The organism is Arthrobacter sp. 1088, assembly GCF_031455315.1.
Taxonomy (GTDB): domain Bacteria; phylum Actinomycetota; class Actinomycetes; order Actinomycetales; family Micrococcaceae; genus Arthrobacter.
The window spans coordinates 102,157-128,045 of sequence record NZ_JAVDSM010000003.1 but is presented as its reverse complement, the minus strand read 5'-3'; the positions used below and the strand labels follow the sequence as shown (position 1 = coordinate 128,045).

21 protein-coding genes and 1 tRNA gene are annotated in these 25,889 nt (G+C 62.6%); 9 read left to right on the top strand and 13 right to left on the bottom strand.

Annotated elements, in window-relative coordinates:
- Position 1 precedes the first annotated feature (1 nt).
- From sucC to J2Y41_RS05550, 4 genes are all read right to left on the bottom strand, one after another.
- Entirely contained in the window at positions 2–1,171 is a 1,170-nt protein-coding gene (gene sucC / locus J2Y41_RS05565) for an ADP-forming succinate--CoA ligase subunit beta (protein WP_224093741.1), read from the bottom strand.
- A 264-nt stretch (positions 1,172–1,435) separates the two neighbouring features.
- Positions 1,436–2,125 (bottom strand): hypothetical protein, encoded by a 690-nt coding sequence (locus J2Y41_RS05560; protein ID WP_309926960.1) that lies wholly within the window; start codon positions 2,123–2,125, stop codon positions 1,436–1,438.
- Positions 2,126–2,148: 23 nt separating this feature from the next.
- Positions 2,149–4,701 (bottom strand): DNA helicase PcrA, encoded by a 2,553-nt coding sequence (gene pcrA / locus J2Y41_RS05555; protein WP_309926957.1) that lies wholly within the window; start codon positions 4,699–4,701, stop codon positions 2,149–2,151.
- 76 nt (positions 4,702–4,777) lie between these two features.
- Entirely contained in the window at positions 4,778–5,623 is an 846-nt protein-coding gene (locus J2Y41_RS05550; RefSeq protein WP_309926955.1) for an inositol monophosphatase family protein, read from the bottom strand.
- Positions 5,624–5,656: 33 nt separating this feature from the next.
- Here J2Y41_RS05550 and J2Y41_RS05545 point away from each other — a divergent pair, with 33 nt between their 5' ends.
- Positions 5,657–6,283, top strand: coding sequence for a hypothetical protein (locus J2Y41_RS05545; protein ID WP_224166577.1), 627 nt, complete (start codon positions 5,657–5,659; stop codon positions 6,281–6,283).
- Here J2Y41_RS05545 and J2Y41_RS05540 read toward each other — a convergent pair.
- Positions 6,222–7,037, bottom strand: a complete 816-nt coding sequence (locus J2Y41_RS05540; protein ID WP_224166576.1) for a DUF998 domain-containing protein — start codon at positions 7,035–7,037, stop codon at positions 6,222–6,224. The two genes, J2Y41_RS05545 and J2Y41_RS05540, sit on opposite strands and share 62 nt — an antisense overlap.
- A 311-nt stretch (positions 7,038–7,348) precedes the next feature.
- Positions 7,349–8,140, bottom strand: a complete 792-nt coding sequence (locus tag J2Y41_RS05535) for a hypothetical protein (RefSeq protein WP_224166575.1) — start codon at positions 8,138–8,140, stop codon at positions 7,349–7,351.
- Between the two features lie 106 nt (positions 8,141–8,246).
- Between J2Y41_RS05535 and J2Y41_RS05530 the strand changes: the two genes are divergently transcribed.
- The 3 genes from J2Y41_RS05530 to J2Y41_RS05520 all read left to right on the top strand — a co-directional run bounded on the left by J2Y41_RS05530 (position 8,247) and on the right by J2Y41_RS05520 (position 9,186).
- Positions 8,247–8,319 (top strand) — tRNA-Arg (locus tag J2Y41_RS05530).
- Between the two features lies 1 nt (position 8,320).
- Positions 8,321–8,782 carry a DUF6314 family protein gene (locus J2Y41_RS05525; protein WP_224166574.1) on the top strand — a complete coding sequence of 154 codons (462 nt, stop codon included), beginning with the start codon at positions 8,321–8,323 and terminating at the stop codon, positions 8,780–8,782.
- Positions 8,779–9,186: an NUDIX domain-containing protein gene (locus J2Y41_RS05520; protein WP_309926948.1), complete on the top strand. Its 408-nt coding sequence runs from the start codon at positions 8,779–8,781 to the stop codon at positions 9,184–9,186. The genes J2Y41_RS05525 and J2Y41_RS05520 overlap by 4 nt, the downstream gene beginning before the upstream one ends.
- A 61-nt stretch (positions 9,187–9,247) precedes the next feature.
- Here J2Y41_RS05520 and J2Y41_RS05515 read toward each other — a convergent pair whose 3' ends face one another.
- Together J2Y41_RS05515 and J2Y41_RS05510 are read right to left on the bottom strand one after the other, a co-directional pair.
- The gene (locus tag J2Y41_RS05515) at positions 9,248–11,164 is read right to left on the bottom strand and encodes an ABC transporter ATP-binding protein (protein WP_309926945.1); all 1,917 of its coding nucleotides are present in this window, start codon (positions 11,162–11,164) and stop codon (positions 9,248–9,250) included.
- Between the two features lie 2 nt (positions 11,165–11,166).
- A complete protein-coding gene (locus J2Y41_RS05510) occupies positions 11,167–12,828 on the bottom strand; it encodes an ABC-F family ATP-binding cassette domain-containing protein (RefSeq protein ID WP_224166571.1) in 1,662 nt (553 codons plus the stop codon).
- Between the two features lie 279 nt (positions 12,829–13,107).
- Here J2Y41_RS05510 and J2Y41_RS05505 point away from each other — a divergent pair, with 279 nt between their 5' ends.
- The 5 genes from J2Y41_RS05505 (at position 13,108) to J2Y41_RS05485 (ending at position 17,072) form a co-directional block, all read left to right on the top strand.
- Positions 13,108–13,830, top strand: coding sequence for a hypothetical protein (locus tag J2Y41_RS05505; protein ID WP_309926942.1), 723 nt, complete (start codon positions 13,108–13,110; stop codon positions 13,828–13,830).
- Positions 13,827–14,534, top strand: coding sequence for a hypothetical protein (locus J2Y41_RS05500; RefSeq protein WP_309926940.1), 708 nt, complete (start codon positions 13,827–13,829; stop codon positions 14,532–14,534). Before J2Y41_RS05505 ends, J2Y41_RS05500 begins: the two co-directional genes overlap by 4 nt.
- Before the next feature lie 242 nt (positions 14,535–14,776).
- A complete protein-coding gene (locus J2Y41_RS05495; protein ID WP_309926938.1) occupies positions 14,777–15,592 on the top strand; it encodes an amino acid ABC transporter substrate-binding protein in 816 nt (271 codons plus the stop codon).
- Positions 15,593–16,252, top strand: a complete 660-nt coding sequence (locus J2Y41_RS05490) for an amino acid ABC transporter permease (protein ID WP_224093714.1) — start codon at positions 15,593–15,595, stop codon at positions 16,250–16,252.
- Positions 16,239–17,072: an amino acid ABC transporter ATP-binding protein gene (locus tag J2Y41_RS05485; protein WP_309926934.1), complete on the top strand. Its 834-nt coding sequence runs from the start codon at positions 16,239–16,241 to the stop codon at positions 17,070–17,072. The genes J2Y41_RS05490 and J2Y41_RS05485 overlap by 14 nt, the downstream gene beginning before the upstream one ends.
- A gap of 102 nt (positions 17,073–17,174) precedes the next feature.
- On the opposite strand, the gene J2Y41_RS05480 is transcribed toward J2Y41_RS05485, so the two are convergent.
- From J2Y41_RS05480 to J2Y41_RS05460, 5 genes are all read right to left on the bottom strand, one after another.
- Entirely contained in the window at positions 17,175–20,201 is a 3,027-nt protein-coding gene (locus tag J2Y41_RS05480) for a glycoside hydrolase family 38 C-terminal domain-containing protein (protein WP_309926932.1), read from the bottom strand.
- A 171-nt stretch (positions 20,202–20,372) separates the two neighbouring features.
- Entirely contained in the window at positions 20,373–21,239 is an 867-nt protein-coding gene (gene fdhD / locus J2Y41_RS05475; RefSeq protein ID WP_224093708.1) for a formate dehydrogenase accessory sulfurtransferase FdhD, read from the bottom strand.
- 1 nt (position 21,240) lies between these two features.
- Entirely contained in the window at positions 21,241–23,550 is a 2,310-nt protein-coding gene (locus J2Y41_RS05470) for an FdhF/YdeP family oxidoreductase (RefSeq protein WP_309926929.1), read from the bottom strand.
- Positions 23,551–23,607: 57 nt separating this feature from the next.
- Positions 23,608–24,948 (bottom strand): molybdopterin molybdotransferase MoeA, encoded by a 1,341-nt coding sequence (locus J2Y41_RS05465; protein ID WP_309926925.1) that lies wholly within the window; start codon positions 24,946–24,948, stop codon positions 23,608–23,610.
- On the bottom strand, positions 24,945–25,865 hold the full coding sequence (locus J2Y41_RS05460; RefSeq protein ID WP_309926924.1) for an NTP transferase domain-containing protein: 921 nt from the start codon (positions 25,863–25,865) through the stop codon (positions 24,945–24,947). The genes J2Y41_RS05465 and J2Y41_RS05460 overlap by 4 nt, the downstream gene beginning before the upstream one ends.
- Positions 25,866–25,889 lie beyond the last annotated feature (24 nt).

Here is a 25,889-nt window from a genome sequence, read left to right as displayed (position 1 = left end):
TTTACTTAGCTGCGTTGGCGAGCTCGGCGGCCTTGTCGGCGCCCTCGTCCATGGTGGCGGCCAGGGTAACCAGCGGGTGGTTGGCCTCGGTCAGGATGCGGCGGCCTTCCTCGACGTTGTTGCCATCGAGGCGAACGACCAGCGGCTTGTTCGCAGCGGATCCCAGCTCTGCAAGCGCACCCACGATGCCCTTTGCCACAGCGTCACAAGCGGTGATGCCGCCGAAGACGTTGACGAACACGCTCTTGACCTGGGAGTCGCCCAGGATGACGTCCAGGCCATTGGCCATGACTTCGGCGGAAGCTCCACCGCCGATGTCCAGGAAGTTGGCGGGCTTGACGTTGCCGTGGTTTTCACCAGCGTAAGCAACGACGTCCAGCGTGGACATCACAAGACCGGCGCCGTTGCCGATGATGCCTACTTCGCCGTCCAGCTTGACGTAGTTGAGGTCCTGCGCCTTTGCCTTGGCCTCGAGCGGGTCAGCCGATTCCTTGTCCTCGAGCAGTGCGTGGTGCACGTGGCGGAAGTCTGCGTTTTCGTCGAGGGTAACCTTGCCGTCGAGGGCAATGATGTCGCCTGCGCCGGTGCGAACCAGTGGGTTGACCTCAACCAGGGTTGCGTCTTCCTTCTTGAAAACGTCCCAGAGCTTCAGAATGACGTCGGCCACTTTGCCGCGCAGTTCTTCAGCGAAGCCTGCGGCTGCGACGATCTCGTCAGCCTTGGCCTGGTCAATGCCCACAGCGGGATCGATGGCGATCTTGGCCAGGGCCTCGGGACGCTCAACAGCCAGCTGCTCAATTTCCATGCCGCCTTCAACCGAGCACATGGCCAGGTAGTTGCGGTTGGCGCGGTCCAGCAGGACCGAGAAGTAGAATTCCTCGGCGATGTCCGCACCCTGGGCGATCATCACCTTGTTAACGGTGTGGCCCTTGATGTCCATGCCCAGGATGTTGGTGGAGTGCTCAAGCGCCTCTTCGGCAGTCTTGGCAACCTTGACGCCGCCAGCCTTGCCGCGGCCACCAACCTTAACCTGTGCCTTTACGACAGTAACGCCGCCGATCTTCTCGGCAGCTGCCTTTGCTTCTTCAGGAGTGTGCGCCACGATGCCGGCGAGCACGGGTACACCGTGCGCTTCGAACATATCGCGCGCCTGATATTCAAACAGGTCCACGGTTTAGTGTCCTTCTACGTCGAAGTAGTTTTCTGTTCAGCCGGGAACCGCGATGACCGCGATAGCCAGCTGCGGAAAGTACGCGGTAACAACCAGGATTGAAGCCGGTCACATTGCGTAAGGTCCTCTCGGAACTTTAGCCCTTTGAGGAGTCCCGCCAGCTACACACTACCGGTTAAGTGAGTAACCTTACACTTCTATCGCGCGTAGAAAACTCGCAGAATGACGCGGTTTTTTGGCCGTTCATCGTCTGTTCGACGGTGATCACGACGCCTGTTTCAGGTTCCCCGTGACCTCTTTGCCGCCGTCGGAAATCAGTTGGTAGCCCTGCCTGCTGACAAAGAACGCCACGCCACCGGAGACATTCCCGCAGGCAACACCGTCGTTATAGGCCGAGCACCGAAGGCCGTTGCGTTCGATGTTCTGCCCGTCGGCCAGCTCAGGCAGCTTCGAGATGGGGCCGCTCCGGCTCCCCTTGGGCCCGAACTCAGACTCCATTTGTGTTACGCCGGAACGACATGAGCCATACACGGCCTTGTCCGGCGTCAGGAGAACCGTGCCACCAAGATAACCCAGCCCCGTGCCACCGCAGTCGTCTGCGACGTCGGTTGAGTCAGGTTTGGCATACTTCGCTAATTCGCAATGGACCACAGGCACCACGGCGAACTTGTTGTTGGCCGCATCGGAATACGTGTTCGCCTCGTAGGGGACGTTGAGATGACCGCCCCTGGAGGAGGTCATGGCACACACGATGTTGCGGTCCGGCGTCACAAATGCGGTGACGCCCTCTCCGGCGGCCAGAGCGGTCTGCTCGGTAACCGGGACCTCCTTGAGCTGTTCCAGCGGAGGCAACGGCGCCGGCGGAACGTAGTCAGGGTCCTTCGTGGCGAACGAGCAGCCCGTGGCCAACACCAGGAGCAAAGCGGCAAGAATCCCCAATACAGTCCGTCGCATGCCACCAATTATGCCGTGAGGCGTCAGGCATCCAGTTTGGTCAGGGGCGCGTACCGCAGCAGCAGGCGCTTCTCACCGACGTCGAACTTCACCTTGGCGACTGTCTTGTCACCCGAGCCTTCGACTCCAAGCACAACGCCGTTGCCGAAGCTTGTGTGGTTGACCTTGTCCCCCACCACCACGGAAATGACTTCCTTTTGCGGCTGCACCCGGTTGCGTGCGACGGCGGCCGGGACGTCGGCGTCGAAACCGGCAGTTGGGCTGGCGGCAACCCCGCGTGACGTGCCTGCACCCCAGAAAGAGCCGCCGTAGCGATTGGAGCCGATGGGAGCATTTCCCCACCCGCCACCTGCCGCTTGCCGGCTCATGCCTTCACGTTTCCAGTCCACCAGCTCGGAGGGAATTTCCTCCAGGAACTGGCTGGCGGGGTTGTATTGGCTTTGGCCCCACATGCTTCGGACCTCGGAGCGCGTGACGTAGAGCCGTTTGCGTGCACGGGTAAGGCCCACGTAGGCCAGGCGGCGTTCTTCGGCCAGTTCCTTGGGGTCCGTGGCCGAGCGCTGATGCGGGAAGATCCCGTGCTCCATGCCGGTCAGGAAGACCACCGGGAACTCCAAGCCTTTGGCCGTGTGCAACGTCATGAGCGTGACAACGCCCATGCGCTTGGCTTCGGCCACCGCGGCGTCAATGTCCCCGCCGGGAGCATCAGGAATTTGGTCGGCGTCGGCTACCAGGGAAACCTGCTCCAGGAATTCGCCCAGCGAACCGTCCGGGTTGTCGCGTTCATACTCGCGGACTACGGCCACCAATTCGGCGAGGTTCTCCACGCGGGACTCGTCCTGGGGATCGTTGCTGGCGCGCAAACCGGCAAGATATCCGGTCTGCTCGAGCACAGCCTCCAGGGCAGCGGCAGCACCGGACCCGGAAGCCACCTCAGCAAGGTCGTCCAGCAGCTTCACAAAGCCAAGGACGGCGTTCACCGAACGCGTTGCCATGCCGGGCGCCTGGTCAGCACGACGGGCGGCAGCCATAAAGGACGTCCGCTCGCGTTCAGCCAAGGCAGCGACGGCACCCTCGGCGCGGTCGCCGATCCCCCGTTTGGGTTCGTTCAGGACACGGCGGAGGTTGACGTCGTCGTCAGGGTTCACAAGGACGCGCAGGTAAGCCAGGGCGTCTTTGATTTCCTTGCGTTCGTAGAACCGCGTGCCGCCCACAACTTTGTACGGCAGGCCCACCCGGACAAGCACGTCTTCAATGGACCGTGACTGGGCGTTGGTGCGGTAGAAGATGGCGACATCGCCAGGACGCAGCCCTTCCTCGTCCTGAAGCCGGTCAATTTCCTTGGCGATGAACTGGGCTTCGTCGTGCTCGTTCTCTCCGACGTAGCCCACGATCTTCTCGCCGTCTCCTTCTGCCGTCCACAGCCGCTTTTCCTGGCGGTTGGGGTTCCGGGAAATCACGGAGTTGGCGGCGGTGAGGATGTTCTGCGTGGAGCGGTAGTTTTGCTCCAGCTTGATGGTGCGCGCATTGGGGTAGTCGGCTTCGAACTCCACGATGTTGCGGATGTCCGCACCACGGAATGCGTAGATGGACTGATCGGAGTCTCCCACCACCGTGAGTTCGCTGGGCTCCACGTCAGTATCAGTGCCCAGGCCAACGATTTCCCTGACCAGGGCGTACTGGGCGTGGTTGGTGTCCTGGTACTCATCCACAAGCACGTGCCGGAAGCGACGGCGGTACGACTCGGCTAGCGCGGGGAAGGCCCGGAACATGTAGACGGTCTCCGCGATGAGGTCATCGAAGTCCATGGCATTGGCTTGGCGCAGGCGCTGGGTGTAGCCCTTGAACACGTCAGCCACGGCTTGCTCGAAGGGGTCGTTGTGGTTTGCCGAGGAGACGTAGGAGTCGGCGTCGATGAGCTCGTTCTTAAGAGCGGAGATCTTGTGCTGGATGGCCTTGGGCGGGAACTTCTTGGGATCAAGGTCCAGGTTCTTGGACACAAGTGTGATCAGGCGCAGGGAATCCGCGGAGTCGTAGATGGAGAAGTTCGAGTTCAGGCCCACATTTGCAGCCTCGCGGCGCAGGATGCGAACACAGGAGGAGTGGAACGTGGAGATCCACATGGCCTTGGCCCGCCCACCCACCAGGGCTTCGATACGTTCGCGCATTTCCGCGGCGGCCTTGTTGGTAAAGGTGATTGCCAGGATTTCGCCGTGGTGGGCACGCTTGGTGGCGATCAGGTAGGCGATCCGGTTACTCAACACACGGGTTTTGCCTGAGCCCGCACCCGCAACGATCAGCAACGGACTGCCGGCGTGCTTCACGGCTTCTTCCTGCTGTGGGTTCAAGCCCTGGAGGAGGGCGTCGGCGGACGGAAGCCTACCGGCCTCCTGGTTACCCCAACCACCGGAGGCAGGACGTTCATTTGTTCCAGTGCTGGACCCACCGCTGCCCTCACCGAACCGGGCACGGGAAGCGCCGCCGCCCGCGTGCGAAAGCTCCGGGGCAGCCTTGGTAGCGGCTTTGGAGCCTGCGTTGAAGGGGCCGTCTGCGTAGGGGTCGAACAACATATCCATGGTGACTACCAGTCTAGGCGGTGCCTCTGACACTCAAGGGCCACCCCAAAGCGAGCACCGCCCACGCGATCAAAAACTACGCAAACTGCGGTACTGAGGTGAGGGCCCCACTCAGCTCGCGGGCCGCCGTCGGGCCTCCTGCGATGAACCAGTTAATCCCGTTGACCTGCACGACGGCGGTGTCGCCGCCTGCAGCGCGGACGATCGCCTTGCCTGGGAGCCAGTCCCATTCGGGGCAGCTGTGCTGGAACCAGCAGCCGAGTTCTCCATCAGCCACACGGCCGAGGTCGCACGAGCCTGAACCGAACATCCGCAGTGATGCGGCGGAGACGGCAGCGGCATGCCAGGGCATGGCAGTGCGGGGGTCCGCCAACCAGGTGGGGTGGATGTAGGTTGCTGCGCAGATTTGGCCAACAGAGAGGTCTCCGGAACCTGAAATGCGTTCTCCGTTCAGGCTGGCCGGATGCTCTTCGCCGCCTAGCCAGAGCTTGTCCAGTTCGGGCTGGTAGATGGCCCCGAGCACTACGGAGGGATCAGCAACGGGATTGTCGCCGTGATCTGAATCGTCGCGTTTAAGGGCAATGGCCGAGCACCAGTACGTGGAGCCATGCAGGAAGTTGTAGGTTCCATCCACAGGATCGATCACCCAGGTCCGGCCACTGGTACCGGCAACAGAAGTGCCTTCCTCGCCCAGGATGCCATCCTCCGGGCGGCAGCGTTGCAACTGTTCCAACACGTAAGCCTCGGCCGCATGGTCGGCTGCCGTGACGACGTCGGACACTGACGTCTTGCGCGTGCCCTGTAGTCCGCCCATCCGCATGAGCAGCGCCAGTTGCCCTGCCTCGCGGACCAGCGCGCTGGCCAATTGGTAGTCATCAAGTGATGGATCGAGTTCAGTTGCGGTGTGCCTGCCGGTGGTCATGGTCCCAGCTTATGTGGCGGGATAATGAATGACATGGCCAAGACACCAGCGCAGCGCATCAAGAAGCACGGAGCCAAGGCGGTGGTCCCTGAGCACACCCTCCCACCCGTGATCAATCCCACCACGCGGCGGACCCCCGAGAAGGCGCAGAGCAACTCCAAGCTGATTGTCATCGCAGGAGTTGTGGCCAGCTTGTTCCTGTTCTGGTACCTGCACTTGTTGACGCTGAACCAAATGACGCAGCTTTCAGGCGGGCTCGCCATGCCGGATTCGCTGATCGGCGGGTTCTCCCAGGACTACGTCGCCCAGCTTCGCGCGGCGATGGACGAGGCCGCCAGAGGCCAGTTGAACTACGTCCATAAGACTGCCGGCACGCTCTTTCCGCTGATCTTCGGCTTCAGTTGGCTCCTGCTCATCGGCACCAACGTTGCCCGAAAGTCGTGGCGCTGGGCATTGTGGGCCGCTCCCCTGCTTTTCGCCGTGGCTCACTTGTGGTCCAACGTCGCCATTGATTCGATGCTGGCTACGGAAACGCCCGACGCCGGTCAGGTTGCCCTGGCCTCCGCCGTCACCATTGCGTCGTGGGTACTGTTCCTGATCAGCCTGCTGTGCGGCGTGGCGGCTGTGTTCCTTGGACGGAAGAACGCGAAACAGCCCTGACAGCTTTCCGTTCCCTTGTGACGCGGTGAGCCACTACCAGGCCCACCAAGGACAACCCCAGGATGATCGGATACGCCATGGTGCGCTCGATGGCGCCCGGCTCCTCGACGCGCAACTGCACCGCAAGGACGTAGATGGTTGCTCCCAGGGAAACAACCCCGAACAAGAGCACCATCCCCCACATCTGCGTGTGCCCCCGCCATACCAGGCCCAGTATCACCAAGGACAGCGGTCCGGCGATGAAGTACAGTCCCGCGCCGGTCAGATGCAGCGCCAGGTCAGTGTCTTCCGGGATCAGGCCAACCATTGCCTGGCCGATGCCCGCTACGAGGACCAGCACCCTGACTGCCCCGGCCGCAATCCACGGAAATGCCGCGGCTGGTGATGCCATTCCCGGCCGGATAACCCGGGCACCGGATTCAGCCGCCACAGAGAGGACAGCCGAGCTCAGCAGCACTGCCCCGAGGACCATGGCAACCCCTTGGAGCACGAACGAGGCATTCATCAGCCAATTAAGCGGCGAGCACACCTCGTAACCGTTGAAGGGACCGCAGTGGGCCGCGCCAAGATCACTGATGACGTGGGCGCGCCGGTCATAGCCTGGATTGCCTTGCCACACAGCCATCGCCATGGCTTCCACCACGAAATAGTGGATGAGGGTAATCGCGGCCCAACCCCCAATCAGCTCGCGCCGGCCAGCGAGGTCAGGCAGAAGTCCCCGGTCCCTGCCGAGCGGACCACCCGCCGTCGTCATAGCGTCAGAATAGTCCCGGAGTCCCGCGGACGCACGCTTTCAACGGCACTGACGGCTGACGGCTGACGCCGGATGCGCAAGGCGGAGGAAGCGGGCAAAATAAAAACGATAGTGTTATCCCAGTGGGCCAACCGCCCACCCCTTCGTTAAAACAATTGACCCGCCGGCAAGCGGGTCATTGTTTAGGCGCAGGGCACCTATGTTGTGCGATCAAGGGTCTAGTCCTTGGTGCTCACACATCAAGACCAGGCCCCCGAGCGGATTTTCTCCCGCTCCTGCCGCGCCAGGGCAGTTTTACCGCAGGACCGGATTTACCGCAGGGCCTTCGCCGCTTTCCGCACCGTTTGCACGCGCTGGGCGATGACCAGGCCGGCAGCTGCCAAGCCAATGGTGACGGGGTAGCCCATCAGTCTCTCCAGTGTCCCGGGCTGGGGCACCTCCATTCCCGTGATCCCGCCAACGATGAGTGCCCCGATACAGAGGGCGCCGCAGGCGGCGATGAACCAGCTCATCGGGGTCTGCCGGAACCAGAGGATGCCCAGCAGAAGCAGTGCGAAGCCACCGCCAATGAAGAACATCAGGGCGCCGGCAAAATGCCATGGGGAGCCCACATCCTCTGGAACCAGGCCAACGATGACCGTCCCGGCACCTGAAACACCCGTGAGTATTCGGATGGCCACAGCCATGATCCATGGTTTGGCCAGGACCCGGGTCCGGGGCTCTTTGTCGGCTGTGGCGGTGTGGAAGCGCTGGGCATGCACACCAGGACGCGCTGCCACGCACAAAAGCCCTGCCGTCAGGAACACCGCCCCAAGGATCAATGCCAGGCCCTGCACTACAAAAGAGGCGTTCATCAGCCCATGCAAAGGGGAGCAAACTGCCCGGTCTTCGTAGACCCCGCACGATACTGCGCCGAGGTCGCTGATGAACCCGGTAGCTCTGCTGTAGGGTTCAGGACCGGCCCAGGCCTCGATAACAGCAGCCTCGGCAACGAAATACTGGACCACACTCAACTGGGCCCAGCCGCCAATGTTTGCACGTGTCGCGCGGACATCCGGGAGGAATGTGCCGGTGGTTTCCGGTGGTGTCGCATGCCCTCTCATGACCGCCAGCCTAGCCGTGTTCGGGCACTGGCCCGGCAGCTTGTATGCTTGTAGTCGTGTCCGGCCAAGGAGCTCCGTAACGGTACTCCCGGGGATGGACACGCAGGCCCTCGTAGCTCAGTGGATAGAGCACGGCTCTCCTAAAGCCGGTGTCGTTGGTTCGATTCCAATCGAGGGCACTTGAACCAGCAGCAGCCCATCCAGGACTTGCGTGCCTATTTGGCCGGCACGTGGAATGTGGAGCGGACTCTCCTGGACAGGGCCTCCGGCACCCGCGGAACTTTTACCGGCGTCGTGCAGTACACGGAAGAGCCCGACGGCGATGGCCTTCACTACCGCGAAGACGGAACCATGCACTGGCCCACCCACACAGGCCCGGCGTTCCGCGAGTATCTCCTCAAGCCAGGCCCTGGACCGGATTCCATGGACGTCTTCTTCCCCGATGGCCGGCCATTCCATGTGATGAGCTTTGCGGAGCAGGCCAACCAGGACAAACATTGGTGCGATCCCGATGACTATTACGTGAACTACACCTGGGAAGGCCCGGATGCGTTCAGTTTCACCTGGGATGTCCGCGGTCCCGCAAAGGATCTGCTGCTGGAATCGCATCTGGTCCGAACGAACGCCGGGAGGCAAGCATGAGCATTACTGATGTGATCGTGGTCAGCGCCGTGTGCGTTTACAACAAGGAGGGCCAGCTCCTGACCGTCCGCAAGCGGGGCACGGACAAATTCATGCATCCGGGCGGCAAACCCGAGTCCGGTGAAACAGCGGCGGAAGCTGCGTCCCGCGAGTTGCTCGAGGAAGTGGGCATCGAGATCGCCCCGCAGGACCTTGAACCCCTGGGCGCCTGGCTCGCTGTGGCTGCCAACGAGGCCGCAACCAACATTGAGGCCACAGTTTTCACGGCTCCTGGAACCTGGGAAGCGCACCCTTCCGCCGAGATCGCCGAGGTCCGTTGGCTGGACCTCACAGCATCTCTGCCCGGGGATCTCGCACCACTGCTGACGGACCACGTCCTTCCTGCCCTCGCCTCGCCCAAGTAGGTCACCCAAGTAGGTCGCATTTGTGCGCGTTTTGAGCACTCAAAACGCGCACAAATGCGACTCAGTTGGGCTCCGGAACAGCTTCCTCGGCCACCGCCGTGGCTTCCGCGAACTGGGTCCGGTACAACTCGGCATAGCGGCCGTCGGCAACAAGCAACTCCGTGTGCGTGCCGCGTTCCACGATCCTGCCGTCCTCTACCACCAGGATGACGTCCGCGGCACGGATGGTGGACAGCCTGTGGGCAATCACGACGGCGGTACGCCCCTCGAGCGCTTCCCCCAAGGCTGCCTGGACGGCGGCTTCATTGGTGGAGTCCAGCGCTGCGGTTGCCTCATCAAGAATCACCACGCGCGGCTGCTTGATGAGCAAACGTGCGATGGTGAGACGTTGCCTTTCTCCACCGGAGAGCCGGTACCCACGCTCCCCAACAACTGTTTCCAGGCCGTCCGGAAGGGATCGGATCATGGGTTCCAGGCGTGCACGCCTGAGCACCTCCCACATGTCTTCTTCCGTGGCATCCGGCCGGGCCAGGCGCAGGTTGGAGGCAATGGTTTCGTGGAAAAGGTGGCCGTCCTGGGTCACCATTCCCAGGGTGTCCCGCAGGGAGTCAAAGCGGAGATCCCGGACATCCACGCCGGTGCCAGGTCCGCGCCCACCCAGACGCACGGCACCGGAATCGACGTCGTAGAGGCGGGACAGCAGTTGGGCCACTGTGGACTTTCCTGCGCCGGACGAGCCCACCAATGCCACTGTCTGGCCCGGCTCAACGCGGAAGCTGATACCGTGCAGCACTTCCTCGCCGCCGCGCGTGTCCAAGGTTGACACGTCTTCCAAGGAGGCGAGGGACACTTTGTCCGCCGACGGGTAGGAAAAGCGGACGTCGTGGAATTCCACGGCGACAGGTCCGGACGGAAGGGCCACCGCGTCCGGCTTTTCCGTGATGAGGGGTTGCAGGTCCAGGATCTCGAAGACCCGCTCGAAGCTGACAAGTGCGCTCATGATTTCCACGCGCGCGTTGGAGAGCGCGGTGAGCGGAGCGTAGAGACGCGTAAGGAGAAGGGCCAGGACCACAACATCGCCTGGCGCCAGTTGTCCACCGAGGGCAAGCCAGCCGCCCAATCCGTAAACGAGGGCCAGAGCCAAGGCCGAGACCAACGTCAGCGCGGTGACGAAGGTGAACTGCAGCATGGCGGTGCGGATGCCGATGTCACGCACGCGGCCGGCCCGGGCAGCAAACTCCCGGGATTCCTCGTCCGGCCTGCCGAAAAGTTTTACCAATGTGGCGCCGGGAGCGGAGAACCTTTCGGTCATCTGCGTACCCATGGCAGCGTTGTGTGCCGCTGCCTCGCGTCGGAGGTCCGCCAGTTTGGAACCCATGCGTCGGGCAGGTATGAGGAAGATCGGCAGCAACACCATGGCCAGGACGGTGACCAGCCAGGACGTGTTGAGCATGACCACAAGGGTCAAGGCGAGCGCCACGACGTTGCTCACCACGCCGGACAAGGTGCCTGCGAACGCTGACTGCGCCCCGATGACGTCGTTGTTCAGGCGGCTGACCAGCGCGCCGGTCCGTGTCCGGGTGAAGAAAGCGATGGGCATACGCTGCACATGGTCGAACACGCGGGTACGGAGGTCCACAATGACGCCCTCGCCGATGGTGGAGGACAGCCATCGGGTCACGAGTCCGATTCCAGCCTCGCCAACAGCCACAACCGCAATGAGGACGGCCAGCCAGATCACCGTGCCCACGCCTGCCTTGGCAATGATCGCGTCAACCACTTGCCCGGCAAGCACTGGCGTGGCGACGGCCAGGAAGGCTCCCGCAATCGAGGCGATGACGAAGGCTGTGAGCTTGCCCTTGTGGGGCGCGGCAAAGCCAAGCACGCGCTTCAGCGTTTCCTTCGAGAACGGTTGCGAGCCGCTCTGGGCACGCGTGATCTTGTGCAGCGAGCTCCAGGCAACGCCATCCATGCTCATGGTTACTTCTCCTGGCCGGGGATGTGGTGAAGCTCCTGGACACGGCCGTTTTCCAGGTGCCATCGCGAATCGAGCCGAACGTTCTCCAGCAGTCGCCGGTCGTGGGTGACCAGCAGGAGGGCGCCTTCGTAGCTTTCCAGCGCTTCTTCAAGTTGCTCGATCGCAGGGAGGTCAAGGTGGTTGGTGGGTTCATCCAGCACCAACAGGTTCACGCCCCGGGCCTGCAGGAGGGCCAGCGCGGCGCGCGTACGCTCCCCCGGGGACAGAGAGTCAACTGTCCGCGAGGTGTGGTCCGCTTTGAGGCCGAACTTGGCCAGGAGCGTGCGGACGTCGGCACTATTCCAGTCCACCAGCACAGCTTCGACGGCGTCGCCAAGCTGCCGTCCGCCGTCGAGCAGTCCGCGGGCCTGGTCGATTTCGCCGATGGCGACAGACGCGCCCATGGAGGCCTCGCCGTCGTCCGGTTTCCGGGTGCCCAGCAGCAAGCGCAGGAGAGTGGACTTACCGGCGCCGTTGGGCCCGGTGATGCCGATGCGCTCACCGCCGTTGAGTTGCAGGTTGACCGGTCCCAGCGTGAAATCGCCTTGCCGGACCACCACGTCACGAAGAGTGGCGACGACGGCACTTGAGCGGGGTGCCTGACCGATGCTGAACTGCAGTTGCCATTCCTTGCGCGGCTCCTCCACCTCGGTGAGGCGGGCGATACGCGACTCCATCTGGCGGACCTTCTGTGCCTGCTTTTCGGAAGACTCCGTGCTCGCTGCCCTGCGGATTTTGTCGTTGTCAGGGTTCTTCTTCATCGCATTGCGGACGCCCTGGGAGCTCCACTCGCGCTGGGTCCGTGCGCGGGACACAAGATCGGCCTTGGTGTTGGCAAACTCTTCGTAGCGTTCGCGGGCGTGGCGCTTGGCGACGGCGCGCTCTTCGAGGAATGCTTCGTAGCCGCCGTCGTAGACAGCCACGGAGTTCTGGGCGAGGTCCAGTTCCACTACGGTGGTGACGCAGCGGGCCAGGAACTCACGGTCGTGGGACACCAGAACCACTCCTCCGCGCAGGCCCTGCACGAACGCTTCCAGCCTGGCCAGGCCATCAAGGTCCAGGTCATTGGTGGGTTCATCAAGAAGAACAACATCGAAGCGGCTGAGCAGCAGCGCAGCCAAAGCAACCCGGGCAGCCTGCCCCCCGGAGAGCCCTGTCATGAGGGCATCGGTGCCAAGTTCAAGCCCAAGATCCGCCAATACAGCAGGAATGCGGTCCTCCAGGTCTGCTGCACCGGATGCCATCCAGCGGTCAAAGGCCAAAGAATATGCATCATCTGCTCCTGGAGCACCGGAACCGAGTGCCTCGGCTGTGGCCTCCATTTCTGCGGTGGCCTGTGCACAGCCCGTGCGGCGCGCAATGTATGCTGCGATGGTTTCGCCCGCGGTGCGCTCGTGTTCCTGGGGCAACCAGCCCACAAAGGCGTCCGACGGAGCCAGGCTGACGGTCCCCTCCTGCGGCTGGTCCACGCCTGAGAGGATGCGCAGAAGCGTGGATTTGCCAGCGCCGTTCGCTCCGACGACGCCCACCACATCACCCGGCGCAACGGTGAGGGAAAGCTTCGAAAAGAGCGTGCGGTGGCCGTGGCCACCGGCAAGATCCTTGGCCACCAAGGTTGCAGTCATTCTCTATTCCTCTCGCAGCGCCAACACGGCGCTCGCGTCTACATCACCAGCACGGCAAACAAGCGTGGGTTCATCTATCAAACGCGGCTTCCATGCCCGTGATTCCCAAGGGCATGGAAAAACCCGCTGGTCCGGACTTGGGGGGTGTACGGACCAACGGGTTCAAGCATCAAGCATAATTCAATGTGGCGTCGGCGTAAAATCAATCCGTACCTTCGCTCCGGTTCCTTTTTGGAAGATGCCGGACTTGCCCGTTTGAAATACCCCAGAAAGCCCTCCATGCCCTTACCGTCCAAGGCGTTCCAACGCTGGCTTCACGGCGTTGCACCCAACGCCAGCACAGCGGACGTCTGCAGGATTTCCGGGATAAAACGGACAACGCTGGCCCAACAGCTGGTCCGCGGCAAGGTGGCGGAGTCAACGCTGGTCAGCATCAGCCGGGGTTACCACATCAGTCCCGTCCAAGCCCTGGCCACGTTTGACCTCTACGCAGACCTTCGGGGCGATCCCGTCCCACCCACGCCTGATGAACTGGTGAGCCAGATAGCCACCATGGATTTGTTGCGCGCGGTGGTGGAACGCAGTGAGCCGGGGTCCGTCTCCGTCACGGGACTATCGCCAACACCGCACCCCACCGCGGTGCGCAACTGGGTGGATGCAATCGACGACGGCGAGTTGCGGCACCGGGTCAGCGAAGCCACCGGGATCGCACCACAGAACTTCTCCGCCCACCTGACAGCCAACAGGCTTCCTCCCGAGCTGGCCATCGCGACGTCGCGGGCTGCCGGCGTCGGACCGGCGGGCGGGCTGGTCGCCGGAGGGCTGATCACCGAAGCCGAAGCCGGCTGGTCGCCCAACGGACGCCAGGAAGCACTCGACCGGATGACGCTGGGCGAGCTGGTGACCCTGGCAGGCGAACGACTCCAGGCGCTGGGCAAAACGCTGCGCCGTCAGGAACAAGACCACGAACGAACTGAACGAATTTGGGAGAATCTCGGATGACGGCTGTCCTGCCTTGGGCAACGCTGATTGTGTGCCTGGCGATCACCATCGCGCGGATTCCGAGCCTGCTCAGGGGTGAGAACCGGGTGGTTTTCTACATTTTCGCGCTGATCACCCTGGATATCCTCCTCAGCATCGAAGGCCCGTACCTTGCCATCGATGCCCTGCTCGGCGGCGTTAACGTAACGAACCTGATTCTGCGGTTCCTGCTCTACGGCACCTTCCTGCTGATGGGCATCAAGATTGCCATGGGTTTCGCTTCCAGATCAGCGGAACGGGCTATTCGTGGCCCTTGGGGGCTGACGGTCCTGGGAATCACGGTGGCACTGACCACGTTCTTCTTTGCCATCACAGACACGCGCGGTTCCACGGTGGGCATGACAGGGCTGACCTGGGGACCATCCATGGAGGCTTACGCGGCTCTGGGCCGCTTCTATCCCGGATATGTATCAGCCTGTTTGTTGCCCGCAATCTGGCGGACCGTCGTAGGCCGCTACCCTGCGCTGCTGCGTGCCGCCTCGGCCCTCCTGTTTGTTGGGCTGGCGTTGCTGTTGCTGTCCCAGCTCTTCCCACTGATCCCGCTGGTGCACCTGTGGCTGCGTTCCCTGATTAACTACTCCGCCGTGCTGGCCACGGCCATTGGGCTCGCCGGGATCTGGTTTTCCAAGGCATTTGCCAGACGCAAAGCAAGACGCACAGCGTAAGACTTTCACAAAACCATTAGATCGTGGCACAATCATGAATGTGTGAACGCGGTTGCAGCCTGGCACCGGAATCAGAGAACGGGTTTCCGGTGAATGTGGCGCCCACGTGATCACAATTGGGGGGATGAGTGGTGGCGGGCTGTTGGGGACCGCCCCCACTCAGCCTTTTTAACCACCCCTTCCACAAGTCTCCAAGCCTTCCCTGCCGGGAATCCGCATTGGCCCGCGACTAAGATGGCTCCATGACCAGCCTTCGCTCCCGCCGTTCTCTTTTCGCCGCTACCCTGGCCGCCGCCGCCCTTGCGCTCTCTGCCTGCGGTGGCGGTCCCACTCCAGCCCAGTCCGGTGGCGATACATCCTTGTCCGATGTGAAATCCAAGGGCGAACTCGTCATCGCAACGGAAGGAACCTACCGCCCGTTCAGCTTCCATGCCGAGGGCGCTGGTGAACTGACGGGCTACGACGTCGAGATTGCCAAAGCGGTGGCTGAAAAGCTGGGCGTGAAGGCGAGCTTCCAAGAGACGCAATTTGATGGCATTTTTGCGGGCTTGGACGCCAAGCGCTTCGATACCATCGCCAACCAGATCTCCATCAATGCCGAGCGCAAAGCCAAGTACGAGTTCTCCAAGCCCTACACCGTCTCCACCGGCGTTGTAGTGACCAAGAAGGACAATTCCAGCATCAACAGCTTCGCCGACCTCAAGGGCAAGACCACCGCGCAGTCGCTGACCAGCAACTTCTACAAGATGGCCGTAGAGGCCGGCGCCAACGTTCAGGCAGTGGAAGGCTGGGCCCAGTCGGCCACCCTCGTACAGCAGGGACGCGTGGACGCAACGGTGAACGACAAACTCACCTACCTGGACTACGCGAAAACCACACCCGATTCCGGATTGAAGGTGGCCGCCGAAGCGCCGGACAAGACCGAGAGCGCCATGGTGTTCCGGAAGGGTTCCACAGAGCTGACCAAGGCTGTAGACAAGGCGCTGGATGACCTCCGGGCAGATGGAACCCTGACGAAGATCTCCGAAAAGTACTTCGGTGCGGATGTCACCAAATAAATGAACTGGGACCTCATCTGGAGTTCCTTCGGGCCGATCATCAGCGGTGCCGTAACGGGCACCATCCCCCTTACGCTGGCCTCCTTTGCTGTGGGCCTGGTGTTGGCCTTGGTGGTGGCGCTGTTGCGGCTGAGCTCGAATTGGCTGCTGTCCGGCATAGGTCGCTTCTACGTCTCGGTTATCCGGGGTACTCCTCTGCTGGTGCAGCTGTTCGTGATTTTCTTCGGCCTTCCCAGCATTGGCATCCGACTGGATCCCTGGCCGAGCGCCATCATCGCCTTCTCCTTGAACGTGGGCGGCTACGCTGCCGAGATCATCCGGGCTGCGATACTTTCAGTGCCCAAGGGACAATGGGAAGCCGGTCACACCATCGGGATGTCCCGCCCCCAAGCGCTGGTGCGCATCATCCTTCCGCAAGCGGCACGCGTGTCCGTTCCACCCTTGTCCAACACCTTCATTTCCCTGGTTAAGGACACTTCGCTCGCTTCACTCATCCTGGTCACTGAACTCTTCCGCAACGCCCAGCAAATCGCTGCGTTCAGCCAGGAGTTCATGGCCCTGTACCTGCAGGCAGCCCTGGTTTACTGGGTCATCTGCCTGGTCCTTTCCACCGCGCAGTCCGCCGTGGAACGGAGATTGGACCGTTATGTCGCCCACTGATGCACCTCAACAGCGCGAACCACGCGTCACCTCGGTCCTCAAGGCCCGGAACCTCGCTAAAGCCTTCGGCAACAACGTAGTGCTCCGCGACATCGATATCGACATCCGGCGCGGCCAGGTGGTGGCCCTCATCGGTCCCTCAGGTTCGGGCAAGACCACTGTCTTGCGCTCGCTTAACGGCCTTGAAATTCCCGACGCCGGTACTGTCACCTTTGGCGGCACGGGCCCCGGCTCCGGCCCTGCAAGCGAGACGTCTGACGGCCTCTCGATCGATTTCGGCGCCAAAGTGGGCAAGAGGGAGATCGCTGCGCTGCGGGACCGCAGTGCCATGGTGTTCCAGCACTACAACTTGTTCCCGCACATGACTGTCCTGAAGAACATCATCGAGGGTCCGGTCCAGGTACAGAAGCGCCCGAAGGCAGAGGCCATCGCTGAAGCCGAGCGATTGCTTGAGCGGGTTGGCCTGGCTGACAAGCGGGATGCTTATCCGTTCGAGCTCTCCGGCGGACAACAGCAGCGCGTGGGCATCGTCCGTGCGTTGGCGCTCCAGCCCCAGCTGCTGTTGTTCGACGAGCCAACCTCGGCATTGGATCCCGAGCTCGTCGGTGACGTCCTGGGCGTCATCAAGGAACTCGCCGAGGAAGGCTGGACCATGGTGATCGTGACGCATGAGTTGGCCTTCGCCCAACATGTGGCTGATGAGGTCATCTTCATGGATGGCGGCGTTGTGGTGGAGCGGGGCCCTGCTGCCGAAGTGCTGCGCGCACCCCGGCAGGAACGGACCAAGCTGTTCGTGAAGCGGCTCCAGCACGACGTCTAAAGCTCTTCGCGCGGTCGCCCCGGCCCGCCCAGCCACCAGGCCCACCCAGCCATCAGGCCACCCAGCCATCAGGCGCGCCCGGCCTTCAGGCGCGCCCAGCCTTTATCGGGCGAACCGCAAGGTGACCAATTGGAACGGGCGCAGGACCAGCTCGGCTGCGTCCTGCCCCACACTCACTCCAGGGGCCTCTACCGGCCGCTCCAGCAGGTCCGTGGCCAGGACGCCATGAGCTTCAAAATTGGCCCTGACAACACCGGCTGAGCGTTGTCCCAAGGATTCGTAAAGACGCACAATGACGTCTCCGGAGCCATCCTCAGCCAGCTTCACTGCCTCCACTACCAAGGCAGGGTTGGACACGGACAGCAGAGGTTCCACTGGCTTGGCACCAGTGACATAGCGGGGCTTCAAGTTGGTGCGGTAGCCCTCCTCCACGGCATCCCCGATCCCTGCTCCAGGCCTAAGGGACAGCTCAAGTGTGTGCTCGCCGCGGTCTGCTTCAGGGTCCGGGAACCTGGCGGAGCGCAGCAGCGAGACACGGACGGTGGTGGTCGTCCCCCCGTCTCCGCGGACAGCTCTGGTGACGTCGTGCCCGTAGCTGGAAGCGTTGCTGACGGCTACGCCATAACCAGGCTCGGCAACGTGGATCCAGCGATGCGCGCAGATCTCGAACTTCGCAGCATCCCATGATGTGTTCGTGTGGGTCGGCCGGAACACATGGCCAAACTGGGTCTCGGAGGCCGAGCGGTCCGCGCGGACATCCAGTGGGAAGGCTATCTTGAGCATCTTTTCGCGTTCTTGCCAGTCCACTGTGGTGGAGATCCCCAGCGACTCCGCACCGGCGTCGAGCGTTATCCGTTGCGTGATGGTGGAGGCACCAACCGTACGCTTGACCACCACGACGGCGCCTTCCTCCGTGCGCTCAAGATCGATGGTTTCCGCTTGGGTCAGTTGGGTGACGTTGCGCCGGTAGAACTCCTCGATGTCCCAGGCGTCCCATTCATTGGGAGTATCCCTGAACAGCTCAAGCAGGTTGCCGGGCTGACCGGGCACCATCGCCTCACGGCCAGTGGCATGGTCCATGAGCGAGGTCAGCAAGCCGTCGCTGTCCACGACAGCGCGGATGATTCCGTTGTCCAGGATGTAGCCGCCACCCTTCTCGCCGGCATCAACACCTGCCTCCGGTTTCACCGCTTCCCCAACGGCCAGTGCCGGCACGCCGCCCCTCTTGTGCGGGGCCGCATTGAGCAGGAACTGCTTGTCTCCTTGGCCGACAAGCGCCTGGGCGGCCTGGCCGATGATGACCTCGAGATCGCGGGCGATCGCCTCGTAATTCCGCTCGGCGTCCTGGTGGACCCACGCAATGGAACTGCCCGGCAGGATGTCGTGGAATTGCTGCAGGAGCACCAACCGCCAGAGCCTCTTGAGCTCCGTTTCGGGATAGGCATATGCCTCGCCAAGGCGCACTGCGGCCGTGGAGCACCACAGTTCTGCTTCACGCAATAGGTGTTCGCTGCGCCGATTGCCGCGCTTGGTCTTCGCCTGGCTGGTGTACGTTCCACGGTGCATCTCCAGGTACATCTCGCCCACCCACACCGGGAGGTTGCGGTACTCGGCTTCGGCCGCCGTGAAGAAGTCCTTGGCCGTGCCCATCCGGACCTTGGGCGAACCTTCAAGATCTGCGGTGCGGCGTGCTGCGGCCACCATCTCACGGGTTGGACCGCCACCGCCGTCGCCATAACCGAAGGGAACCAGTGACATGGTTCCGCGGCCGTGCTCACGGTAGTTGCGCTCCGCATGCGCAAGCTCGCGGGCGTGGAGCTCTGCGTTGTACGTGTCTACGGGCGGGAAATGAGTGAACAACCGGGTGCCATCAATGCCTTCCCAGGTGAAGGTGTGGTGCGGCATCAGGTTCACTTTGTTCCAGGAAATCTTCTGCGTAAGGAACCATCGCAAACCTGCCGACTTGACGATCTGTGGCAGTGCTCCCGAGTAACCGAAGGAATCGGGCAGCCATGCTTCCTGGCACTCCACGTCGAATTCCTTTTGGAAGAAGCTCTTGCCTTCCACGAACTGGCGCGCCATGGCCTCGCCACCGGGCATGTTGGTGTCCGATTCAACCCACATCCCACCGACGGGAACGAACTGCCCGGCCCTGACCTTTTCCCGGATGCGGACAAAGAGCTCGGGATAAAATTCCTTGATCCAGGCCATCTGCTGGGCTGAGGAGCACGAGAAGACGAAGTCGGGGTCCTCGTCCATGAGGGCCACCACGTTGGAAAACGTGCGGGCACACTTGCGGATGGTTTCACGGACAGGCCACAACCATGCAGAATCGATGTGCGCATGGCCAGTTGCCACAAGTTCGTGGGCCGAAGCATAGGCGGGCCGGCTCAGCACTTCTGCCAATGCCTCGCGGCCTGCGGCAGCCGTTCCCGCGACGTCATCCGGATCCATGATGTCCAGCATCCGTTCCAGGGCCCGAAGGATTTCGTGGCGGCGCGGCAGGTCCATGGGGAGCTCGTGCATGAGCCCGCTCAATGTCCAAACGTCCTGGTTGAGTTCCCACACCGTCTCGTTGAGTTCGGCAATGGCAATCCGGCCCAGGCGATACCGGGGTTCCCCGCCCGAGGTCGCCTTATCCCCCAAAAGGGTAGGCGCAAATGACCAACCCTGCGCCACATCCGGGTTGGCTGCCGCCTCAACATAGAAGTCAACGGACAATCCGCCGCCGAGCAGCTTCAGCGGAACGTGGTAATTACGCGGCGAGATCGCTTTGATGATGCTGGCATCGGCACGCCAGGCCGTGCCTTCACATTGGAACCCCGGCACGTCGCTGTTGAAACCGAGGTCCACGATGATTTCCACCGCCGTCCCCTCGGCTGAACCCCAGCCTTCCGGAACTTCACCCTGGAGCCGGAGCCACTTGGTACTCCACGGCTTACCCCAAGGTGCCCCCGGCTCCTGGGGCGTGAAAAGCTGGCGCATTGCCTCCGCTGCGGGCACGGGTTCTCCGGGCGCGTCCCAGCTGCTCAGCTGCAGCGGGACGGACCTACCGTAAATGGCCGGAAGAAGGCGTTCCCGAACGAATCGATCGAGACGCTGTTCAGTGATCCGGCGGTCGTCGTGCAATTAAAACCCCTTAGGCATTGGCTGGTGGCAAAGCGTCATGGCCGGCTGGCGGGCCAGTACGTGATGGACGGCGTTATTAGAGGACACGGCGATTCCAATCGATGGATAAAATCTACGTTGTTCCAGCTCAATAGCCAAGTGATCGAGGACTATCCGCAGCGAATGGGGGCCTCAGCCGGCCTCCACCCCTACGATCCTGTCCCTCCCCGCGTACACGTTCAGGCTGGTACTGCGGCTGAAGCCGACCAACGTAATCCCTGTTTCGTCCGCGAGTTCGGCGGCCAGGCTGGATGGAGCGCTGACCGCCGCAAGGACAGGAATGCCCGCCATGGCCGCTTTCTGGACGAGCTCGAACGACGCCCGGCCGGATACTTGAAGAACTGTTCCTTTCAGCGGCAGCTTGCCTGCCCGCAAAGCCCAACCCACCACTTTGTCCACGGCGTTGTGGCGGCCAACGTCTTCCCGCAGGCACAGCAGCTCGGAAGTACCGTCGTCGTGAACCCTGAAAAGGCCCGCGGCATGGACGCCGCCTGTTTTGGCGAAGACCGCCTGCGCCTCACGCAACCGGTCCGGGAGGGCAGCCAGCGCTTTCACGGGGATGGTCACGTCGTCGTCCGCAGGACTGTGCCGCGAGGACTTCCGGACGGCGTCGATCGAGTCGGTGCCGCAAATGCCGCAGGAGCTTGAAGTGTAGACGTTACGGCCTGTGTCCGGACGTTCGACGTCGGGTCGCAGCTGCGCGTCCACGACATTGAAGGTCTGTACGCCGTTCTCGTCCTCCCCTGCGCAGAAACGTTCGGAAACGAGTTGCCCCGGCTCCCAGATGATGCCCTCGGAAACAAGGAAGCCCGCCACCAGGTCGAAGTCGTCTCCGGGGGTCCGCATGGTCACCGAGAACGACATATCGCCGAGGCGGATCTCCAGGGGCTCCTCCACCGCGAGGACGTCTTCTTTGTACCGGACGGGGTGTTCCAGGGCCTGGGGCGATCCGTCAAGAACGAACTTATGCAGCTTTCGGCGCTGGGTCACACGTCCCATGTCAGGATCCGTTCTCCTCTGGGTGTTTTACGAACCGCACAGTCATGGCCTTGTAGCCGGGCGTGTTCGATTCGCGGGCCACAAGCTCGCGGTGCACCAGGGCGTTGGCTTCCGGGAAGTATGCGGCCGCGCAGCCCTTGGCTGTGGGGTATGCGATCAACCGGAACTTGTTGGCCCGCCGCTCCGTGCCGGCAAACGTGGAAATGACATCCACCAGGTCACGGTCTTTGAAACCCAGGCCAGCGAGGTCTTCCTCATGGACCAGGATCACCCTGCGGGCGTCCGAGACTCCGCGGTAGCGGTCATCAAGGCCATAGAACGTGGTGTTGTATTGGTCGTGGCTGCGCACCGTCTGCAGGATCAAGTGGCCCTCTGGAGCTTGAAGATACTCAAGCGGACTAACCGTGAACCGTGCTTTGCCGATGTCAGTGGCGAAGGTGCGGGTATCCCGTGGCGGGTTCGGGAGGACAAAACCGTTCTTCGTGCGGACCCTGGCGTTGAAGTCCTCGAACCCCGGGATAACGCGTGAGATGTGGTCCCGGATCACGTCATAGTCCTCAGCCATGGCGCGCCAGTCAACGCCGTGGTCATCCCCGAGTGTCGCTTGGGCCATGCGGGCCACGATGACGGGTTCGCTCAGGAGGTGCTCCGAGACCGGAGCCAGCCTGCCCTGCGTCTTGTGGATGACCGACATCGAATCCTCTACGGAGAGGAACTGCTTGCCCTTGGGGTGTTTGTCGTCCGTGTCCGTACGTCCAAGCGTGGGCAGGATCAGGGATGTCTTTCCGTGCACCACGTGGGCCCGGTTCGGTTTGGTTGAGATGTGGACAGTCAGCCCGGCTGTTTTGAGCCCGGCTTCCAATGCTGATGTGTCAGAACCGGCCGCAGCGAAGTTGCCACCCATGGACACAAAGACATCCACTTCACCCTTTTCCAGGGCGTGCTGGGTCTCCACGGAGTCATATCCATGCTCGCGGGGCATCCGGAATCCAAACTCCTTGTCCAGCGCGGCGAGGAAGGGTTCGCGTGGCTTCTCCCAGATACCCATGGTGCGGTCACCCTGGACGTTCGAGTGGCCACGCACAGGGCACGCGCCGGCTCCACGCTTACCGAAGTTGCCTTGGAGCAGGAGCAGGTTGATGATCTCCTTCAGCGTATCCACGGAGTGCGGCTGCTGGGTCAAGCCAAGCGCCCAGCAAATAATGGTTGCCTTGGACTTTGCCATCAGCCCCGCCACTGTGACGATTTCCTCGCGCGACAAGCCGGTTGCGCGCTCAGTCTCATCCCAGTCCAGCTGGGACCGTGCCTTCGCGTACGCTTCGAAGCCCTCGGTCTGCTTTCCGATAAATGACTTATCGACCACCGTCCCCGGGTGCCGCTTCTCTTCCTCCAGAAGCAAGTGGCCCAGCGCCTGGAACAGAGCGAGGTCGCCACCGACCTTGATCTTGAGGAACTCATCGGCGATAGTAGTGCCGCCCCCGATCACGCCGTTGAGGGACTGGGGGTCCTTGAAGTTCAGCAGTCCCGCTTCCGGAAGCGGGTTCACGGCAACGATCTTTCCGCCGTTGTTCTTGCAGTCACGCAACGCGGACAGCATGCGGGGATGGTTGGTCCCGGGATTCTGGCCCACCACGAACACCAGTTCAGCGTGGTGGATATCTTCCAGCGACACAGTTCCCTTGCCGATTCCGATGGTCGGATTCAGCGCGCTGCCCGAGGACTCATGGCACATGTTGGAGCAGTCCGGCAGGTTGTTGGTGCCCAGGCTGCGGGCAAACAACTGGTACATGAACGCGGTCTCATTGGCCGTCCGGCCGGAGGTGTAGAAAACACAGCGATCGGGCGTGGTGGCATTGATATGCTCCCCGATCAAGGCAAAGGCATCAGTCCAACTGATCGGGGAATAGTGGGTATCCCCCGGTTTGAGGACTACGGGCTCGGCGATCCGTCCTTGGCTTCCCAACCAGTATTCGGTCTTGTCTTCAAGATCTGCGATGGAATGTGCTGCCCAGAATTCCGCCCCCACCGTCCGCGTGGTGCTCTCCTCAGCGATTGCCTTGGCGCCGTTCTCGCAGAATTCAGCGGGACTCCGGCGTCCCGTGATGGATTCCGGCCAGGCGCAGCCCGGGCAATCAAAGCCGTCATGCTGGTTAACCCTGAGCATCGAGCGGACCGTGCGGGCTACTCCTGCCTGGGAGTAGCCCCTTTCAAGGGCGACAGTGACAGCCTTGAGGCCTGCCGCAGCTTTCTTGGGCGGGTGGATTTGCAGGTCATCTTCATTGATGTCCTGTTCGGGAGCATGCCTGTTCATGGGTCCATCATTGCAAGCCCGGGCACCCCGTTACCACCTGCGTCCATCCGGGGACCTTCAGGATTCCAGCGCGCTCCAGTCAACGGGACCGGAAGGGGCCTTCTTTTGTTGCCGGGCCGGCGCCTTTCGTTTCCCTTCACCCGCTTTGGGCGTGGGCAGAGGTTTGCCCCAAGGCAAGGGAAAGGCGGGGACCAGCTCCCCCATCTGGACACCGTGTGGCGGGACCACCAGGACGCCATCCGCTCCTGCCAGCCCGCGCATCATCCCAGAACCTGCGTGCTGCGCGGGCGATGCCAATCCGTAGACCAGTTTGAAAGGCATCAGGCGCGTCCGTCCAGGATCGGCGTCGATCATTGCACCGCTGGGAACCTCACCAACGTCCTCCAGCTTCCCGTGGCCGAGCGCTGCGAGCAGCGGCCCCCCAACCGTGAAGAGCGCCATCATGGCGGCAAGCGGATTCCCGGGCAGGCCCAGCACGAAGCGTCCGTCCGGAAGCTCCGCCAATACGGCAGGGTGCCCCGGACGCATGGCAATGCCATCGATCAGCAGCCGGCCACCCAGTTCAGCCACGGCTCTCCTGAAATGGTCCGTCCCCGAGCGTCCGGTCCCGCCCGTAGTAATAACGACGTCGGCAGGCGGCTCCGCTGTGGCATATGGTTCTGCGGGTTCAGGCTCGGTGTCCTGCAAAGCCGCAAGCCAGTCGTCGTAGTTGTCGCCTACCTTAAGTTGCTCCCCTGGAATGCCACCCAGGAGTTCGACGACGGCGCCAAGCTGGGGTCCGAAGGTATCGCGGACCTTGCCCGGTAAGGGAACGCCCTGCGTCACAACTTCCGAGCCCGTCAGGAGGAACCGAACCAAGGGTTTCCCCAGGACCTCCAGCTCATCCAGGCCGGCCAGGGCAGCCAAGGCGATGTGCGCAGGATTGAGGATGGTTCCGGCTTTGAGCAGCACGTCCCCTTCTGCAGCTTCTTCGGCAGCCTTGCGGATGTGCTGGCCATTGCGGGGCTCCCCCGGCTTCGCTGCCCCGCCAAGCGCAAGGATTGGAAGGCCGTCGTCGTCGGTGGTAATGACCCCGCTCTCGGTGCGCAAAACAGCCTTGGCGCCTGGCGGAATGAGTCCCCCGGTAACGATGGGACTGGCCTGGTGGGGAGCAAGCCTGTGTCCGGACTCAACAAGAATCCAAGGACCTGTTCCGTTGACGGCCCAGCCGTCCATGGCGGAGGACGCATAGTGCGGCATGTCCTGTACGGCGACCGCGTCCGAGGCAAGCGTCCTTCCCAAGGCGACCTTCAGTGGCACCGGGCTTGGCGGGATCGGAGCAGCGACGTCGAAGGCGCGCTGCCGGGCCTCATGCCATGTGTGTGCCGCGTGGTGGCCCTGTCCGGGGGCCTCGGTCATTCCGCCTCAGTCCCGGGCTCCAGGTATTGCTTGGCAACCTGGCGGGCCAGGTCAAGGGCGGCGCTCATGGCGGTGTCGTCCGCCGCCTGGCCGATTCCCCTGGCCATACCAGCAGCGTAACCGGCGATGAACGTAGTCAGGGGCGCGGCAGGCCGCACCACGGAGTGGGCGGCAACTCCTGCCACTGCGAGGACTTCATTGATATCCACGTCAACGCCCTCAAGCTCAAAGGCCTGCAACAGTGTGCGGCACCAGTCCTCGAGCGTCTCTTCCTGGCTCTTCATGTCCGCCTCCTGCTCGTTGTGTATGCCCAGGGCCGCAGCGTCCTCCCATGTGTCCACATCATCGGTAGACCCATCGGGAACAGTAACGGCCAGCAGGTTCAGCCTAGCAAGCAGCCGGAACACTGAAGAGTTCGTTAACCCCGAAGTTGCAGAAGCTGCGGAAACTTCCCTTTCCAAAGCCCGGGTGCTGTAAACCCCCAGGAGAGGCTGTTGCCGGCCATCGGCTGAAACGGCCATGGCGCCCTCCGCTTCGGGGTGCGCATGCAATTCTTTCCACAGGGGCGCAATGCCTCTGGCGGCGTGCGGCATGTCGCAAGCCAGGACGAGCGTCCATGGCGCTGGGCTGACTGCCTGCCGAAGAGCCGCCGCCTCATGAAGGGCCGCCAGACCGGCAGCAATCGCAGCGGCAGGGCCAGCAAAGGCCGGCTCCTCCCGGGCACTAAGAACTCCATCAGGCAGGACACCGCCGATACCAGAGGTGTCCGGACCAACCACAACCACAGCGGAGGCTCCTCGTGCGGCCTGCAGGGCATGCGAAAGGAGGCTGGCGCCGTCGAACGTCAATCCGGGCTTGGGCACGCCACCGAGGCGGGTGGCCCTGCCACCCGCCAGAATCACAGCGTTGAACTCCATCCGCCCAGAGTACCCGGACGGCGG